The following is an 18,012-nucleotide window of genomic DNA, read 5'->3' as shown; positions in this document are numbered from 1 at the left end:
TCAGGGCAACATTTTGCCGATGTAATAAACCACTAAGCCGAGGGCGACAAAATCTGTCTCCGGGAAGCTAGTACCGGACAATCCCACCGATTCCATGATGGGATAGATGAGTGCCGGGCCAATACCAATTAATATGCCAGTGACAAAGCTACCGGCGATGGCCCCTTTCCAGCCTCCTGACGCATTACCGAAGACGGCGGCGGTAGCACCAATGAAGAAGTAGGGGATGGCGACGGGGATAATGACCGTTTGCCCAATTGATGCGAGTACCCCCATAACCACCAATCCACCCACAAAGGAAGAGATGAAACCTAAAACGGTGGCGGTTGGGGCATACGGAAAGACGACTGGACAATCCAGTGCGGGTTTGGCGTTCGGGATAAATTTTTCAGAGATGCCCAGAAATGCCGGGACTATTTCTGACAACAGCAAGCGAACTCCGGTGATGATGATATAAAGCGATGCGGTAAACGTGAGTGACTGGAATAGCGGATAAACCAGCCAATGCATTCCACCGGCGGCGGCCGTTACCGCTTCTTCGCCTGCTGCAAGCGCCGCGATGTAATAGAAAATACTGACAGAGATGGACACGGAGACGATGTAGTCTTTAAAAATCCCCAACCATCCGGGAAGATTTAGCTTTTCTGTTGACTGCTTAGGATCGCCCACTTTCGAACCGATCCATCCCGATAGCGCGTAGGCCAGAGTAACGTAATGACCCATCGCAATTTCATCATTACCGGTAATCTTACGCATCCACGGCTGAGCGATAGCTGGATAGACACAGGCCGCAAGCCCCAGCAGTATGGAACCGACGATGATTGTTGTTACATCGCTGTAGCCAAGCGCCTTAAGCGTAACGGTTAAGAGGGCAGACAGATACAGATTATGTTGGCCCGTCAGGAAGATGTATTTGAACGGCGTTACGCGGGCAAAAAACAAGTTCCAGCCGAAACCAACGACCATGATGAGTGAAACGCACATGGCAAACTTGGTCTGTGCCAGCCCAGTTAACGCTTCGGCTAACGGCATCACACCTTTCAGACCGAATCCATCGCTGAATAAGGTCTGAAAATTACCTAAGGATGTCACCGCAATCCCTGCTCCGCCGGCAAATACCAGAAATCCGACGATGGTTTTAAAGGTACCTGAAAGCACTTTTTCGATGGGTTTACGCTGGATAAGCAAACCAATTAGCGCAATAAAGCCAACTAAAAGTGGGGTTACACCCAAAATGTCGAATACAATGAACTTTAGGAGATCCATATTTCCCCCGGAGAGGTTAGTTGTTTTGAACAACGCTGGTGAGCGCAGATTCCATTTCTTCGCTGTTCATCAGATCGGTGATACCGATTGCTCTGAACCCGGCGGCTTCTACCTCATCGGTCAGGTCGCTCATGGTGATCACGAAGTCGATGTTTTGCCAGGTTCGTAGCCCTGACAGGACATCGTGTTCAAGATCGATATCCCAGCCATGTTTATCGATGACTTTTTGGGCTTTGATTTTCAGCATTAGCGAACTGCCCATACCGGTACGACAGACGATCAGACCTTTCATTAGACGTTCTCCTGTTTGTAAAAATAATTATTTTTAATTATCATTGGCGCGATAAAAATTATTATCGCAAAGCCAGGCAAAGTATGTGACAGCATTTGCATTTTGTGCAAAAAGGCGAAAAATGAGTCAGATAGATACTAATTTATTGATTAACATAAGAAATGGGGCTTCAGAGCTTAGTCCGATCCTGGAAAAGGTAGGGCGTTTTATCACTGAAAATCCTGATTTTGTGATGCGGCATACGATAACCGAGCTGGCCGATTCTATTGATACCAGTGAGGGGAGTATCACTCGTTTTTGCCGTGCCTTTGGTTTTAAGGGGTTTTCTGATTTCAGAACGGCTCTTGCTCTGGAGCAAGGAGCTGCACGGCCGAATGATGGCGGAAGTGAGGAGACGGCGGCGGTACTGGCAAGCGTTTGTGACAGCAATGCCATCATCGACAGCAAAGAGTTGCAGGCGGTTGCGACCTGGTTAAATCAGCTCAGTAATATTGCAATTTATGCGGTAGGTACTGCGGTGCCGGTGGCGTTATTCCTGCAAATCAATCTGGTGCAGATGGGAAAAATAGCCAGTTATATCGACCGATTTTATCCGGCGGCTATCTCTCCGTTGGCGGACAGCCAAAAAACAGGGATTATCGTTATTCATACAGAACAAGTCTCTACCGATATGATGCAGTCGCTGACGCTAGCGAAGGAACAAGGCATAAAAATTCTCTCGTTAACTCGCGGATCGTTTGCGCCATTAAATCGGCTTTCTGACTGGAATTTGCAGGCGGCGGTTGCATTACAGGGGGAAGGTGAGTCTGGTTTTGCTGAAATTGCTGGTGCGATGATGGTGGCGGATCGCATACTCAGTGCTCTGGAAGAGCAGGATGAGCGTTACGTGCAGTGTCGTAAAGCACACCAGAAACGTATTTTCTCTATTGAAAGCGTGACCAATAAACTTTCAGAATATTTTATGTCGTAGGCATCGAACGTTGGCGTCGCGCTACTCAAGCAGAGCGCTGCGACGCCGTGGTCGTCATACCTTAGTACATTACTTTATGACCATACTGCTCAAGAATGCCTTTCACGCGCTCCATGGTCTCTTTCTTCGGTGGCTTAACACCGTCAAGTTTGTACTCTTCACCCATTGCCACCCATTTGTGTTTGCCCAGCTCATGGTATGGCAGCAGTTCGATTTTCTCTACGTTGCCCATATCGCGGGTAAACTCGCCCAGGCGGTGCGCGGAGTCGTCATCGTCAGACCAGCCAGGCACAACGACGTAGCGGATCCACACCTTGATGTCTTTATTGGACAGGTAACGTGCGAACTCAAGCGTGCGATGGTTAGATACGCCCACCAGATTCTGATGGATTTCATCATTCATCTGTTTGAGATCGAGCATCACCAGGTCGGTGACTTCCAGCAATTCATCAATCACCGGATCGTAGCGGCGAACAAAACCGTTGGTATCCAGACAGGTATGAATACCTTCTTTTTTACAGGCACGAAACCAGTCGCGTACAAATTCAGCTTGCAGGATAGCTTCGCCACCGGACGCTGTCACACCGCCACCGGAGGCGTTCATAAAGTGGCGGTAGGTCACGACCTCTTTCATTAACTCGTCGACGGTGACTTCTTTGCCACCGTGCGTATCCCATGTGTCACGGTTATGACAATACAGGCAGCGCATCAGGCAGCCCTGGAAGAAGGTAATAAAACGGATGCCCGGGCCATCAACAGTGCCACAGGATTCAAAGGAGTGAATGCGACCAATAACTGACATTGCGGTGTTTCTCCAGGTGTGGCCCATCCGGGGCCAGTGTTAGTGCACAGTTATTAACTGTGTCGAGTCTGTTTTGGCTGCTATCCATAAGTATAGATAGCTGACAAAGCAGGCTATTAAAAAGGCCCCACTTACGTGGAGCCTTTATTGTACGCTTTTTAAAGTACGATTTCAGTCAAAACCAATTACATGGTCTGAGTGAAGGTACGAGTAATAACGTCCTGCTGCTGTTCTTTAGTCAGGGAGTTAAAACGTACTGCGTAGCCAGAAACACGGATGGTCAGCTGCGGATATTTTTCCGGATGTTCCATCGCATCCAGCAGCATTTCACGGTTCATGACGTTCACGTTCAGGTGCTGACCACCTTCGATGGACGCTTCGTGGTGGAAGTAACCATCCATCAGACCAGCCAGGTTGGTCTTACGAACTTCGTCGTCTTTACCCAGTGCGTTTGGAACGATAGAGAAGGTGTAAGAGATACCATCTTTAGCGTAAGCAAACGGCAGTTTAGCAACGGAGGTCAGAGAGGCAACAGCACCTTTCTGGTCACGACCGTGCATTGGGTTAGCACCCGGTCCAAACGGCGCGCCAGCACGACGACCATCTGGGGTGTTACCGGTTTTCTTACCATAAACCACGTTAGAGGTAATGGTCAGAACAGACTGAGTCGGGATAGCGTTACGATAAGTAGTCAGTTTCTGAATTTTCTTCATGAAACGTTCTACCAGGTCAACCGCCATGTCATCAACGCGAGAGTCGTTGTTACCAAACTGCGGGTATTCGCCTTCGATTTCGAAGTCGACAGCCAGACCGTCTTCGTCACGAATCGGTTTAACTTTCGCATATTTGATTGCAGACAGGGAGTCAGCAGCAACGGACAGACCAGCGATACCACACGCCATGGTGCGGATAACGTCACGGTCGTGCAGCGCCATCAGAGAGGCTTCGTAGCTGTACTTGTCGTGCATGTAGTGGATAACGTTCAGTGCAGTGACGTACTGTTTAGCCAGCCAGTCCATGAAGTGATCCATGCGCTCCATAACTTCGTCGAAGTTCAGAACGTCGCCTTTGATCGGTTCAGATTTAGGACCAACCTGCATTTTCAGTTTTTCATCAACGCCGCCGTTGATTGCGTACAGCATGGTTTTCGCCAGGTTTGCACGCGCACCGAAGAACTGCATTTGTTTACCAACAACCATCGGGCTTACGCAGCAAGCGATAGCGTAGTCGTCGTTGTTGAAGTCCGGACGCATCAGGTCATCGTTCTCGTACTGCAGAGAAGAGGTGTCGATGGACACTTTAGCGGCGAATTTCTTGAAGTTCAGAGGCAGTTTTTCAGACCACAGAACGGTGATGTTCGGCTCCGGAGAAGGACCCATGGTGTACAGGGTATTCAGGAAGCGGAAGCTGTTTTTGGTAACCAGAGTACGGCCATCAACGCCCATACCACCGATAGATTCAGTTGCCCAAATCGGGTCACCGGAGAACAGTTCATCATATTCAGGGGTGCGCAGGAAACGAACCATACGCAGTTTCATGACCAGGTGGTCAATCATTTCCTGAGCGTCTTGCTCGGTGATTTTGCCTGCTTTGATATCACGTTCGATGTAGGCATCCAGGAAGGTGGATACGCGACCGAAGGACATTGCTGCGCCGTTCTGAGATTTAACCGCGGCCAGGTAGCCGAAGTAAGTCCACTGGATAGCTTCCTGAGCGTTGGTTGCCGGACCAGAGATATCGCAGCCATATTTAGCAGCCATTTCTTTGATCTGACCCAGTGCGCGGTGCTGTTCAGCAATTTCTTCACGCAGACGGATAGTGGCTTCCAGGTTTACGCCGTTTTCCAGATCGGACTGCAGAGAGACGAACTGAGCGTATTTGTCTTTCATCAGGTAGTCGATACCGTACAGCGCAACGCGACGGTAGTCACCGATGATACGGCCACGGCCATAGGCATCTGGCAGACCAGTCAGAACACCGGATTTACGGCAGTTCAGAATGTCTTTGGTGTAAACATCGAATACGCCCTGGTTGTGGGTTTTGCGGTATTCGGTGAAGATTTTTTTCAGCATCGGGTCCAGTTCGCGATTGTACGCTTTGCAGGAACCTTCAACCATTTTGATGCCGCCAAACGGAATGATCGCACGTTTCAGCGGAGCTTCAGTCTGCAGACCAACAATTTTCTCGAGCGCTTTGTTGATGTAGCCAGCGTCGTGAGAAGTGATGGTAGAAGCAACGGAGGTGTCAAAGTCAACAGGCGCGTGAGTGCGGTTTTCCTGTTTAACGCCTTCCATCACGCTGTCCCACAGTGCAGTGGTCGCATTAGTTGCGCCAGCCAGGAAGGACTCGTCACCCTCATACGGAGTGTAGTTTTTCTGAATGAAGTCACGGACGTTTACTTCATTCTGCCAATCACCTTTGGTAAAACCTTCCCAGGCTGTGGCTAACTTTTCATTAAGCTCGGACATGTAACACCTACCTTCTTAAGTGGATTTTTTATTTACTGCGTGTAATGGGCATCATCAGATTAATGATGATCGTTACCACGCAGATAAATGACCCAGTATGTCAACCCGACCAACAAACCGCCGCCGATAATGTTGCCGATCGTAACCGGAATCAGGTTATCGGTGATGAAATTCATCACGGTCAGGTGAGAAAAATTCTCCGGAGAAGACCCAACAGCGGTCCAGAATTCCGGGGTGGCGAAATCGCGAATTACAATACCCATAGGGATCATAAACATGTTTGCGATACTGTGCTCAAAACCGCTGGCAACAAACATTGCGACCGGTAATACCATGATAAACGCTTTGTCCATCAGACTGCGACCCGAATAGCTCATCCATACTGCCAGACACACCATCAGGTTCGCCAGGATGCCAAGACTTACCGCCTCAACAAAAGTATGGTGCACTTTGTGGTCGGCTGTTTGCAGGACGTTGAGACCCCACGCGCCGTTAGCGGTCATATACTCGCCAGAAAGCCACATGAGTAACACGAAGATCAGGGCGCCAATCAGATTGCCGACATAAACGTTAAGCCAGTTTTTAGCCAATTGGCCCCAGGTGATGCGACCACTGGCTTTCGCTACGACAATCAGTACGGTTGAGGTGAAGAGGTCTGCACCGCAGACAACGCAGAGAATCAGCCCCAGGGAAAAGCAGATACCACCTACTAGCTTCGCCATGCCGAAAGGCATTGTGCCGGTACCGGTTGTGGCGGTGATATAGAAAACAAAGGCAATTGAAATGAATACACCGGCAGTAATTGCCAGATAGAACGTCTTAAGCGGATGTTTCGTTGCTTTATAGACGCCTGCTTCTTCGGCAACTTTGGCCATTGCAGCAGGAAGAATAAGATCAAAAGGGTTGTCAGCTTTCACACTAACTCTCTCTTTATTAAGTCGGCGACGAGATACTAACAAAGCATTATAGATGAGAATTTGATATAGATCATATCTCGCCTGGCTTATAGGCCCGTAAGGCGCATGGTTTTTATGCGATTACGGTGTAACTTGTTGATTATCCAAATAAAAATAAATTTTAAAAATTATAAAGTGAGTTGAATTTTTTCTTTCTGTCTCCTCTGGGGCGGTTAATTAAAATGGAGTAATTGAGATAAAAAACCACATTAATAAGCTAATTTTCTTAATATCAACTACTAATATTTAACCTTGTTTTTACATTTATTTTTTGATTTGACCAAAATAAAAAACAGGGCGCATTAAGCGCCCCGTAATATAGCCCAGACAATACCTTTAGCCTACTCAGCGCAGGCTGATTGTCACTATTTTGACCAATGTGCTGCTTTCGCGCGCTGCAGTTTTTCGTAAGCTTTCAGCAGAGACTGATGCGCCGGGAAAGCCTGCAGATCGCTATCAACAGTTTGAAGCCCGTAGAACGGCGCTTCGCCACTTAATGCTGCACTTGCGGCTTCAACCGCCTCGGCACCGTACATGCGAACAAACGCGTTCAGATATTGTAGCGGCAGACGATCTTCTTCCTGAGATAGCAACAGCAGCGTTTGCAGACAGCGGTAGTAGTTGGCACGTTCAGCGCTAAAGACAGAGGCGTTGAATTCCATCGTCCATTCTGTCCAGACCAGCGCCTGCTCCAGGTCGCCGCCGGCCAGCGCCAGCATCACTTTAAGCTCGCCAATGCGCAGGGTGTACCAACCGTTATCCGCACCGGTTGCCAGACCGAGCAGCTCGCGTACGCGGGTGAAGTCGTCAAAGCCTTCCTCATCCAGTTGTTCGATCAGATTGAGATAGTCTTCTTTATCCCATTCACTGCCCGGGAGCGAGAGAATAGTGTCACGCAGATGGGCGCCCATGGCGTTGTTGGCTAACCACAGATCTTCAGCCGGATAGATGTCAGACATTCCCGGAACAATAATGCGGCACGCGTAAACGCTCAGGTGCTCGTAGTCGGCGATATACACTTCTTTATCTTCAGCATTGAAGATGGCCATCAGGGTGGCGAACTCTTCTTCGGTGGTACCGGAGAAATTCCAGTCAACGAACGGATAGTCAGCATCCTGCTTGAACAGATCCCAGGAGATCAGGCCGCTGGAATCGATGAAGTGGGTTTCAAGGTTAGTGTGTTCAGCCACTTCTTCGTCGTCAAAGGTTGGTGGGGTGAAGACATCAAGATCTTTCAGACCACGGCCCTGCAGCAGTTCAGTGACAGTACGCTCCAGCGCAACGCCGAAATCCGGGTGCGCACCGAAGGAGGCAAAGCAGGTACCATTGGCCGGGTTGAACAGGACAACGCAAATCACCGGATACTTGCCGCCCAGCGAGCCATCGTAGGCGAAAATTGGGAAACCTTCCGCTTCCAGTTTGGCGATGGACTCCACCACTGCCGGGTAGCGCGTCATGACTTCGGCCGGGATTTCCGGCAGGCTGATGCTTTCCGCAATAATACGGTTCTTCACATGGCGCTCAAAGACTTCAGACAGGCCCTGAACGCGCGCTTCGTTTCGGGTGTTACCCGCAGACATGCCGTTAGAAACGTACAGGTTGCCAATAATGTTCATCGGAATATAGACGGTCTGGTTATCCGACTGACGGGTAAACGGTAGGCCGCAGACCCCACGTTCTTCATTACCGGATTGCAGATCGATAAGCATGCTGCCAGTCAGTTCGTTGTCTGGATCGTAAAACGCACGCAGACGAGCATCCAGTAGACCTTCTGGTACGTCGTCTTCTTCAGTCAACGGGAACCATTTTTCGTTCGGATAATGCACGAATGGGCCGTTGGCGATGGTTTCACCCAGCCAGAAATCCGCAAAGAAATAGTTAGTCGACAGACGCTCAAAATATTCGCCCAGCGCGGAAGCCAGCGCCGCTTTTTTCGTCGCGCCTTTACCGTTGGTGAAGCACAGCGCGCATTCTTTGTCGCGAATATGTACAGACCAGACGTTAGGGACGGGATTCAACCACGAGGCTTCTTCAATTTGAAAACCAAGGTCGAGCAATTTTTGCTGGAAGCGAGCGATGGAGTCTTCCAGAGCGGCATCTTTGCCGGGGATAAATGTTTGCGTCATGAAAATCACTTTTGTCGTACGGAAAGCGCGCAATGATACGGGTTTTAAATGAATGGCGCTATCGTCGCCGGAGTTCAGACGTAAATAAAAGTATTAGCTATGCTTTCCTACAGCCAACCACGTTTAGAGCATAATAATGAAAGCTTTCGATTTACACCGAATGGTACTGGATAAGGTGCCCATGGATTTTCTGGGAGAAGTTGCTCTGCGCAGCCTCTATACCTTTATATTGGTTTTTCTGTTTTTAAAAATCACCGGACGTCGCGGCGTACGCCAGATGTCGCTTTTTGAAGTGCTGATTATCCTTACGCTGGGATCCGCGGCGGGAGACGTGGCATTTTATGATGATGTCCCGATGCTGCCGGTGCTGGTGGTCTTTATTACGCTTGCCGTGCTGTATCGGCTGGTTATGTGGCTGATGGCGCATAGCGAGAAAATGGAGGATTTGCTGGAGGGCAAGCCCGTTGTGATCATTGAGGACGGCGAGCTGGCATGGTCGAAGCTCAATAGCGCCAATATGACGGAATTCGAATTCTTTATGGAATTGCGTTTGAACGGCGTGGAGCAATTGGGACAGGTGAGACTGGCCATCCTGGAGACTAATGGGCAAATCAGCGTCTATTTCTTTGCCGATGAAGACGTAAAGCCGGGGCTCAGTATTTTGCCTAAACGCTGTACACAGCGATTTAAAGTGATACCTGAAGCTGGGGACTATGCCTGTATACGGTGTAGTGAAGTGGTGCAAATGAACGCCGGAGATCATCAATTATGTCCACGCTGTGCAAATCCAGAATGGTCGAAGGCCAGTCGGGCAAAACGGGTCACCTGACAGCGAAAATCTCGGTTTTTACCCGTCAATCCGATAGATTCTGTTGTGTGACCAATGACACATTTTTACCCTGGCCAGTTTTACCCATTGCGGCGCGTGTCACTGAATGATAAAACCGATATCCACAGGAATAACTTATACCAATGTCTGTCACCGGATTATCGCCAATGACAGGATGTTGATTGGACAACAACACAACGTGGTGAGGGGAAATGGCTCAGGTCTTCAATTTTAGTTCAGGTCCGGCAATGTTACCGGCAGAAGTACTTAAACTGGCTCAACAGGATCTTCGCGACTGGAACGGTCTTGGCACGTCGGTGATGGAAATTAGCCACCGTGGCAAAGAATTCATCCAGGTCGCAGAGGAAGCGGAGCAGGATTTTCGCGATCTTCTCAGCATCCCCTCCAACTATAAAGTGTTGTTCTGCCATGGCGGTGGGCGCGGGCAGTTTGCGGGTATCCCGTTAAATATTCTGGGTGACAAAACCACGGCGGATTACGTTGATGCCGGTTATTGGGCCGCCAGCGCAATTAAAGAAGCGAAAAAATACTGTACGCCAAACGTTATCGACGCCAAAGTCACCGTTGACGGACTGCGTGCTGTTAAGCCAATGAGCGAATGGCAGCTTTCTGACAACGCGGCGTATTTGCACTATTGCCCGAATGAAACCATTGATGGCATTGCGATCGATGAAACGCCGAATTTTGCCAGCAATGTGGTGGTTACGGCGGATCTGTCCTCTACCATTCTTTCTGCACCGCTTGACGTGAGCCGTTATGGCGTAATTTATGCCGGGGCGCAGAAAAACATCGGCCCGGCCGGGCTGACCATTGTCATCGTACGTGAAGATTTGCTGGGTAAGGCTCATGTGTCATGCCCGTCAATCCTCGACTATACCGTGCTGAATGACAACGACTCCATGTTCAACACGCCGCCAACCTTTGCCTGGTATCTGTCTGGCCTGGTCTTTAAATGGCTGAAAGAGCAGGGCGGTGTTAACGCGATGGATAAAATTAACCAGCAAAAAGCGCAACTGCTGTACGGCGTAATTGATAACAGCGATTTCTACCGTAACGACGTGGCAAAATCGAACCGTTCACGCATGAACGTACCGTTCCAGCTTGCTGACAGCGCACTGGATAAACTCTTCCTGGAAGAGTCTTTCGCTGCGGGTCTGCACGCGTTGAAAGGGCACCGTGTGGTCGGTGGTATGCGCGCGTCCATCTACAATGCAATGCCGCTAGAAGGTGTAAAAGCGCTGACCGATTTCATGGTCGATTTCGAGCGCCGCCGCGGTTAATCTGCTGTATTTTCATCCCCACAGCCAGTCTGTGGGGTTTTTATGTCTGTTTTTGAGAGTCGAGTTTCATGGAATCCCTGACGTTACAACCCATTGCGCGGGTGGATGGCACCATCAATCTGCCTGGATCCAAAAGTGTTTCTAACCGCGCTTTGCTGCTGGCTGCATTAGCAAATGGCACCACTGTCCTGACCAACCTGCTGGACAGCGATGATGTCCGCCATATGCTTAATGCTCTGAATGCGTTAGGAATTAGCTATACCCTTTCTGCCGACCGTACGCGTTGCGAGATTATCGGCAATGGCGGCGCGCTGCATGCCGAAGGCGCAGTAGAACTGTTCCTTGGCAATGCCGGAACCGCAATGCGCCCACTGGCCGCTGCGCTGTGTCTGGGCAGTAATGACATCGTGTTGACAGGCGAGCCGCGCATGAAAGAGCGCCCGATTGGCCATCTGGTTGATGCGTTACGCCAGGGCGGAGCCAACATTGAATACCTGGAGCAAGAAAACTATCCACCTTTACGTCTGCGCGGTGGCTTTACCGGGGGACAGGTTGAGGTAGACGGCAGCGTATCCAGCCAGTTCCTGACTGCGCTGCTGATGACTGCGCCACTGGCGCCGCAGGATACGACGATCGCCATTAAAGGCGAGCTGGTATCTAAACCTTACATTGATATCACACTGAACCTGATGAAAACGTTTGGTGTTGAAATTGAGAATCAGAACTACCAGCGCTTTATTGTGCAGGGTCAGCAGCAGTATCAGTCACCGGGTGCATATCTGGTTGAAGGCGATGCTTCTTCCGCTTCCTATTTTCTCGCAGCAGGAGCCATTAAAGGCGGTACTGTAAAAGTCACCGGGATTGGCCGCAACAGTATGCAGGGTGATATCCGCTTTGCTGATGTGCTGGAAAAAATGGGGGCGACCATTACCTGGGGCGATGACTTTATTGCCTGTACTCACGGTGAGCTGAACGCGGTAGACATGGATATGAACCATATTCCCGATGCGGCGATGACCATTGCCGCGGCAGCGCTGTTCGCTAAAGGCACCACGACCTTACGTAACATCTACAACTGGCGCGTCAAAGAGACCGACCGCCTGTTCGCGATGGCGACTGAGTTGCGTAAAGTGGGCGCGATCGTTGAAGAGGGCGAAGACTATATTCGTGTCACACCACCGGCGACGTTACAGTTTGCGGAGATCGCGACATACAACGATCACCGCATGGCGATGTGTTTCTCGCTGGTGGCGTTGTCTGACACGCCGGTGACCATTCTGGACCCTAAATGTACCGCCAAAACCTTCCCGGATTATTTCGAACAGCTGGCGCGTATTAGTATACCTGCCTGATCCTCACATCTGACGATCGCGCTCCGCATATTCGTGAGCGCATCGCTGCAGATAAAAAGTAAATCAGTGTCATCTTCCGGGCTGGTTTCTCGCCAGCCCGCTATAATTGCGCAATTCTTCCTCACATCGTTACAGACTAATCGGGTTTTTACACTCTGTGTTAACGATTATTAGCGTTGGCGCGTATAATGCGCGGCGTTCACGTTAACGTATGCCCGTTTAAGGAGAAAAAGATGACGGCAATTGCCCCGGTTATTACCATTGATGGCCCAAGTGGTGCAGGAAAAGGCACCTTGTGCAAGGCAATGGCGGAAGCATTGCAATGGCATCTGTTAGATTCAGGCGCGATCTACCGCGTACTGGCGCTCGCAGCGTTGCATCACCATGTGGATGTCACATCTGAAGATGCTCTGGTACCGCTTGCCTCACACCTGGATGTGCGTTTTATCTCAACGGACGGCAACCTGGAAGTCATTCTGGAAGGTGAAGATGTCAGCGGCGAAATCCGCACCCAGGAAGTAGCGAATGCCGCATCTCAGGTCGCTGCGTTTCCTCGCGTACGCGAAGCGCTGTTACGTCGTCAACGCGCGTTTCGTGAAGCGCCCGGCCTGATTGCCGACGGACGAGACATGGGGACCGTGGTGTTCCCGGATGCACCAGTGAAAATTTTCCTGGACGCCTCCTCGCAAGAACGTGCGCATAGACGTATGCTACAGTTGCAGGAAAAGGGCTTTAGTGTTAACTTTGAACGCCTTTTGGCCGAGATCGAAGAACGCGATTTCCGCGATCGTAATCGTGCTGTAGCGCCGCTGGTTCCCGCTGCTGATGCTTTAGTTTTGGATTCAACCCGATTAAGCATTGAGCAAGTGATTGAAAAAGCGTTACAATACGCGCGCCAAAAACTGGCACTCGCTTAAGTGCGACCGAATTTGCAGTACCCCCGTTGCAATGGATTGACAGCGGGTATGTTAAACAACCCCATCCGGCATGGAGCCAGGTGGACGTTAAATATGAAACCTGAAGATTAAACATGACTGAATCTTTTGCTCAACTGTTTGAAGAATCCTTAAAAGAAATCGAAACCCGTCCGGGTTCCATCGTTCGTGGTGTTGTTGTTGCTATCGACAAAGACGTAGTACTGGTTGACGCTGGTCTGAAATCTGAGTCCGCCATTCCGGCAGAGCAGTTCAAAAACGCCCAGGGCGAGTTGGAAATCCAGGTTGGTGACGAAGTTGACGTTGCTCTGGATGCAGTAGAAGACGGCTTCGGTGAAACCCTGCTGTCCCGTGAAAAAGCTAAACGTCACGAAGCTTGGATCACGCTGGAAAAAGCTTACGAAGAAGCTGCAACCGTTACTGGTGTTATCAATGGCAAAGTCAAGGGTGGCTTCACTGTTGAGCTGAATGGTATTCGCGCGTTCCTGCCGGGTTCCCTGGTAGACGTTCGTCCGGTCCGCGACACGCTGCACCTGGAAGGCAAAGAGCTTGAATTCAAAGTAATCAAGCTGGATCAGAAGCGTAACAACGTTGTTGTTTCCCGTCGTGCCGTTATCGAATCCGAAAACAGCGCAGAACGCGATCAGCTGCTGGAAAACCTGCAGGAAGGCATGGAAGTTAAAGGTATCGTTAAGAACCTCACTGACTACGGTGCATTCGTTGATCTGGGTGGCGTTGACGGCCTGCTGCACATCACCGACATGGCATGGAAACGCGTTAAGCATCCGAGCGAAATCGTAAACGTTGGCGACGAAATCACTGTTAAAGTGCTGAAGTTCGACCGCGAGCGTACTCGTGTATCTCTGGGCCTGAAACAGCTGGGCGAAGATCCATGGGTAGCTATCGCTAAGCGTTATCCGGAAGGTACCAAACTGACTGGTCGCGTGACCAACCTGACCGACTACGGCTGCTTCGTTGAAATCGAAGAAGGCGTTGAAGGCCTGGTTCACGTTTCCGAAATGGATTGGACCAACAAAAACATCCACCCGTCCAAAGTTGTTAACGTTGGCGATGTAGTGGAAGTTATGGTTCTGGATATCGACGAAGAACGTCGTCGTATCTCCCTGGGTCTGAAGCAGTGCAAAAACAACCCATGGCAGCAGTTCGCGGAAACCCACAACAAGGGCGACCGTGTTGAAGGTAAAATCAAGTCTATCACTGACTTCGGTATCTTCATCGGCCTGGACGGCGGCATCGACGGCCTGGTTCACCTGTCTGACATCTCCTGGAACGTTGCAGGCGAAGAAGCAGTTCGTGAATACAAAAAAGGCGACGAAATCGCAGCTGTTGTTCTGCAGGTTGACGCAGAGCGTGAGCGTATCTCTCTGGGCGTTAAACAGCTCGCAGAAGATCCGTTCAACAACTGGGTTGCACTGAATAAGAAAGGCGCAATCGTAAACGGTAAAGTCACTGCAGTTGATGCTAAAGGCGCAACCGTAGAACTGGCTGACGGCGTTGAAGGTTACCTGCGCGCTTCTGAAGCTTCCCGCGACCGCGTTGAAGATGCAACTCTGGTTCTGAGCGTAGGCGACGACGTTGAAGCTAAATTCACCGGCGTTGATCGTAAGAACCGCGCAATCAGCCTGTCTGTTCGTGCTAAAGACGAAGCTGATGAGAAAGATGCAATCGCAACTGTTAACAAACAGGAAGATGCTAACTTCTCTAACAACGCAATGGCTGAAGCTTTCAAAGCAGCTAAAGGCGAGTAATATCGAGTGCTCCTAAATCCTTTGTGCTGTTAACAGCACAAAGGGCGACGAGTAGCTTGACAGATTACAGGATTCGTCCTGTAATCAATGACAAAGGGCGGCTAAGGCCGCCCTTAATCAATGCAGCAGCTAATTATGCCTTTAAGGAACCGGAGGAATCATGACCAAGTCAGAATTGATTGAAAGACTTGCAACCCAGCAACCTCATATTCCCGCGAAAGCGGTTGAAGATGCAGTTAAAGAGATGCTGGAACATATGGCCTCGACTCTTGCGCAGGGCGAGCGTATTGAAATCCGCGGTTTCGGCAGTTTCTCTTTGCATTACCGCGCACCGCGCACCGGACGTAATCCGAAGACCGGCGATAAAGTGGACCTGGAAGGAAAATACGTTCCGCACTTTAAACCAGGTAAAGAACTGCGCGATCGCGCCAATATTTACGGTTAAGTTTTTAGCGAGACTTAACGCCGAGAAAAGCACCCGCATGGGTGCTTTTTTCATTTCTGCCAACCCATCCTGGAATCTCCATCCCAGTTAATTTGCACGTTACAAGCGCCGCTAAATGTTAGCGGAATGCATACCGTATAACGCTAAATTGGCACCAGACAACCGTCGAACATTACTGCACACTTCCTGCTACAGGGAGGTGACTGATGAAAATAACAACGGTTAGTACGAGTGCATTATTCGGCATTCTCCCGCTTATGCTATTACCTGCGTTACCTGACATGCTGTGCATCGGCGTTATATTTGGTCTGGCAATTCTGCTCTGTCTTATTTCTCACAGCCCTGTACGTTTCGCCGGATTAACCCTGCTATTTTTTCTTTGGGGAGTTCAGGCTGCGAAAGATGCGCTGTGGGCCGGTAATACGCTGCCTGCAAAAAGTCAGCAGGCCATCGTGCGGATAACCGGAACCGATAATATGACAACGCACTACGGCCAGATCACGCATCTGCAGGGGAAGCGGGTATTTCCTGCTATCGGAATTACTCTGTATGGGCAGTACCTACCCGGCAACGTTTGTGCGGGCCAGACATGGGCGATGACGTTGAAGGTTCGTGCTATACACGGTCAATTGAACGAGGGCGGGTTTGATAGCCAGCGTTACGCATTGGCGCAGCACCAGCTGCTGACGGGAAGATTTTTGCAGGCTTCGGTTATCACACAACAATGCAGTTTGCGTTCGCGGTATCTCTCCTCGTTGAAAAGCGCGCTCGCTGACTATCCCTGGCAGCAGGTTATACTGGGCCTGGGAATGGGGGAGCGCTTGTCCGTGTCACAAGCGGTGAAAACCATTATGCGTGATACCGGTACGGCCCATTTGATGGCTATCTCCGGGCTGCATATTGCATTTGCCGCACTTCTGGCAGCAGGATTAATTCGCGCGGGGCAATTTTTTATGCCAACCAGATGGATTTGCTGGCAGGTTCCGTTAGTTGGCGGGATCGTCTGCGCAACATTCTATGCCTGGTTAACAGGGCTACAGCCCCCGGCATTACGTACGGTTGTTGCGCTACTGGTCTGGGGAGGGCTAAAACTCAGCGGCAGGCAGTGGAGTGGATGGTCGGTGTGGATCTGCTGTCTGGCAGCCATTCTGGTGGTGGATCCTGTCGCCGTTCTTTCACAAAGTCTGTGGTTGTCTGCTTTTGCCGTTGCGGCGCTGCTGTTCTGGTATCAATGGGTTCCGATGCCGGATTGGCCGCTGTCTCGCGTTGGACGCCAATTTCTGGCGCTTGCTCATTTGCAATTGGGAATTACGCTCCTGCTTCTGCCTGTGCAAATCGCGATGTTTCACGGTTTTAGCCTGACCTCATTTCTGGCGAATTTGTTTGCTGTACCGCTGGTTACGTTTATTTCCGTACCATTGATATTAGCAGGCATGATCGTGCATTTAACCGGGCTGGCGATGGTTGAGTCGAACCTATGGTATTTAGCGGATCGCTCCCTCGCGCTATTATTTTGGGGGCTCAGGAGCCTGCCTGAAGGGTGGATCAATATTGATGCACGTTGGCAATGGCTTGCATTTGTACCCGGACTCCTGCTCATCGCATATCGGCTGAACGCGTGGCGAACTATACCGGTAGTTTGCGTCACTGTGCTCCTTTTACTGAGCGCCCCGTTCTGGCGAACGCTACGTACTGATGTCTGGCAAGTGCATATGCTGGACGTCGGGCAGGGACTGGCGATGGTCATTTCGCGCAATGGGAAAGCGATTCTTTACGATACCGGTCTGGCATGGCCTGAAGGCGATAGCGCGCAACAGCTGATTATTCCCTGGCTACGTTGGCACAACCTGGAGCCAGAAGGCGTTATTTTAAGCCATGAGCATATGGATCACCGGGGCGGGTTGCGTTCGCTGCAGCAAGCCTGGCCGTCGCTATGGATAAGAAGCCCATTAGGTTGGGAAGGGCATCTCCCGTGTTTACGCGGGGAGCGCTGGCAATGGCAAGGGTTAACCTTTAGTGCGCATTGGCCCGTGCGTGGAAATAAAGATCTGGGGAATAACCACTCCTGCGTGGTTAAGGTCGATGACGGGCATCAGAGTATTCTGCTGACCGGAGATATTGAGTCTCCCGCTGAACAAAAAATGCTCAGTCACTACTGGCAGCATCTGCAGTCTACGGTGATACAGGTTCCACATCATGGTAGCAATACCTCATCATCGCAGGCGCTGATTCAGCGGGTCGGCGGGCAGGCCGCGTTAGCCTCCGCATCCCGTTACAATGCCTGGCGTCTCCCGTCCAGGAAAGTGAAGCAACGTTATCGGCAACAAAATTATCAATGGTTGGATACACCCCACCAGGGGCAGATTACGCTGGCTTTTTATCAAAAAAACTGGCGAATAAACAGCTTGCGGGATCAGATTTTACCTCGTTGGTATCATCAGTGGTTTGGCGTGTCGGAGGATAACGGGTAGAATATGCGGCTATTCTAACAAATGCTGGTT

The 18,012-nt window shown here is 50.4% G+C and carries 14 protein-coding genes; 8 read left to right on the top strand and 6 right to left on the bottom strand.

The annotated features are described in order from the left end of the window. Nucleotides 1–1,266: a PTS ascorbate transporter subunit IIC gene (locus tag HVZ52_RS14715; RefSeq protein ID WP_016156112.1), complete on the bottom strand. Its 1,266-nt coding sequence runs from the start codon at nt 1,264–1,266 to the stop codon at nt 1–3. 16 nt (nt 1,267–1,282) lie between these two features. Beyond that, nucleotides 1,283–1,558, bottom strand: a complete 276-nt coding sequence (locus HVZ52_RS14710; protein ID WP_016152439.1) for a PTS sugar transporter subunit IIB — start codon at nt 1,556–1,558, stop codon at nt 1,283–1,285. A gap of 121 nt (nt 1,559–1,679) precedes the next feature. On the opposite strand from HVZ52_RS14710, the gene HVZ52_RS14705 reads away from it, so the two are divergent. After that, the gene (locus HVZ52_RS14705) at nt 1,680–2,528 is read left to right on the top strand and encodes a MurR/RpiR family transcriptional regulator (RefSeq protein ID WP_016156113.1); all 849 of its coding nucleotides are present in this window, start codon (nt 1,680–1,682) and stop codon (nt 2,526–2,528) included. A 61-nt stretch (nt 2,529–2,589) separates the two neighbouring features. Here the strand turns inward: HVZ52_RS14705 and pflA are convergent, their stop codons facing one another. The 4 genes from pflA to ycaO form a co-directional block, all read right to left on the bottom strand. Then, nucleotides 2,590–3,330 carry a pyruvate formate lyase 1-activating protein gene (gene pflA / locus HVZ52_RS14700; RefSeq protein ID WP_003035751.1) on the bottom strand — a complete coding sequence of 247 codons (741 nt, stop codon included), beginning with the start codon at nt 3,328–3,330 and terminating at the stop codon, nt 2,590–2,592. Nucleotides 3,331–3,515: 185 nt separating this feature from the next. Beyond that, the gene (pflB, locus tag HVZ52_RS14695; RefSeq protein ID WP_181598387.1) at nt 3,516–5,798 is read right to left on the bottom strand and encodes a formate C-acetyltransferase; all 2,283 of its coding nucleotides are present in this window, start codon (nt 5,796–5,798) and stop codon (nt 3,516–3,518) included. 59 nt (nt 5,799–5,857) lie between these two features. Beyond that, complete coding sequence (focA, locus tag HVZ52_RS14690; protein ID WP_003831909.1) at nt 5,858–6,715, bottom strand: formate transporter FocA; 858 nt, start codon at nt 6,713–6,715, stop codon at nt 5,858–5,860. Nucleotides 6,716–7,119: 404 nt separating this feature from the next. After that, on the bottom strand, nt 7,120–8,880 hold the full coding sequence (gene ycaO / locus HVZ52_RS14685) for a 30S ribosomal protein S12 methylthiotransferase accessory factor YcaO (protein WP_181598386.1): 1,761 nt from the start codon (nt 8,878–8,880) through the stop codon (nt 7,120–7,122). A 136-nt stretch (nt 8,881–9,016) separates the two neighbouring features. On the opposite strand from ycaO, the gene HVZ52_RS14680 reads away from it, so the two are divergent. The 7 genes from HVZ52_RS14680 (at nt 9,017) to HVZ52_RS14650 (ending at nt 17,982) form a co-directional block, all read left to right on the top strand. Continuing rightward, nucleotides 9,017–9,709 carry a DUF421 domain-containing protein gene (locus HVZ52_RS14680; RefSeq protein WP_016156114.1) on the top strand — a complete coding sequence of 231 codons (693 nt, stop codon included), beginning with the start codon at nt 9,017–9,019 and terminating at the stop codon, nt 9,707–9,709. Nucleotides 9,710–9,921: 212 nt separating this feature from the next. Then, nucleotides 9,922–11,010 carry a 3-phosphoserine/phosphohydroxythreonine transaminase gene (serC, locus tag HVZ52_RS14675; RefSeq protein ID WP_137367140.1) on the top strand — a complete coding sequence of 363 codons (1,089 nt, stop codon included), beginning with the start codon at nt 9,922–9,924 and terminating at the stop codon, nt 11,008–11,010. Between the two features lie 68 nt (nt 11,011–11,078). Further along, a complete protein-coding gene (aroA, locus tag HVZ52_RS14670; RefSeq protein WP_181598385.1) occupies nt 11,079–12,362 on the top strand; it encodes a 3-phosphoshikimate 1-carboxyvinyltransferase in 1,284 nt (427 codons plus the stop codon). 233 nt (nt 12,363–12,595) lie between these two features. Then, entirely contained in the window at nt 12,596–13,279 is a 684-nt protein-coding gene (cmk, locus tag HVZ52_RS14665; protein WP_016152447.1) for a (d)CMP kinase, read from the top strand. Between the two features lie 113 nt (nt 13,280–13,392). Next, nucleotides 13,393–15,066, top strand: coding sequence for a 30S ribosomal protein S1 (gene rpsA, locus HVZ52_RS14660; protein ID WP_003035776.1), 1,674 nt, complete (start codon nt 13,393–13,395; stop codon nt 15,064–15,066). A gap of 160 nt (nt 15,067–15,226) precedes the next feature. Next, a complete protein-coding gene (gene ihfB / locus HVZ52_RS14655; RefSeq protein WP_003035780.1) occupies nt 15,227–15,511 on the top strand; it encodes an integration host factor subunit beta in 285 nt (94 codons plus the stop codon). 206 nt (nt 15,512–15,717) lie between these two features. After that, nucleotides 15,718–17,982: a ComEC family protein gene (locus HVZ52_RS14650; RefSeq protein WP_181598384.1), complete on the top strand. Its 2,265-nt coding sequence runs from the start codon at nt 15,718–15,720 to the stop codon at nt 17,980–17,982. Nucleotides 17,983–18,012 lie beyond the last annotated feature (30 nt).

It is taken from the genome of Citrobacter sp. RHB36-C18 (assembly GCF_013814485.1).
GTDB lineage: Bacteria > Pseudomonadota > Gammaproteobacteria > Enterobacterales > Enterobacteriaceae > Citrobacter > Citrobacter braakii.
This window is presented reverse-complemented; position numbering and strand designations above follow the sequence as displayed.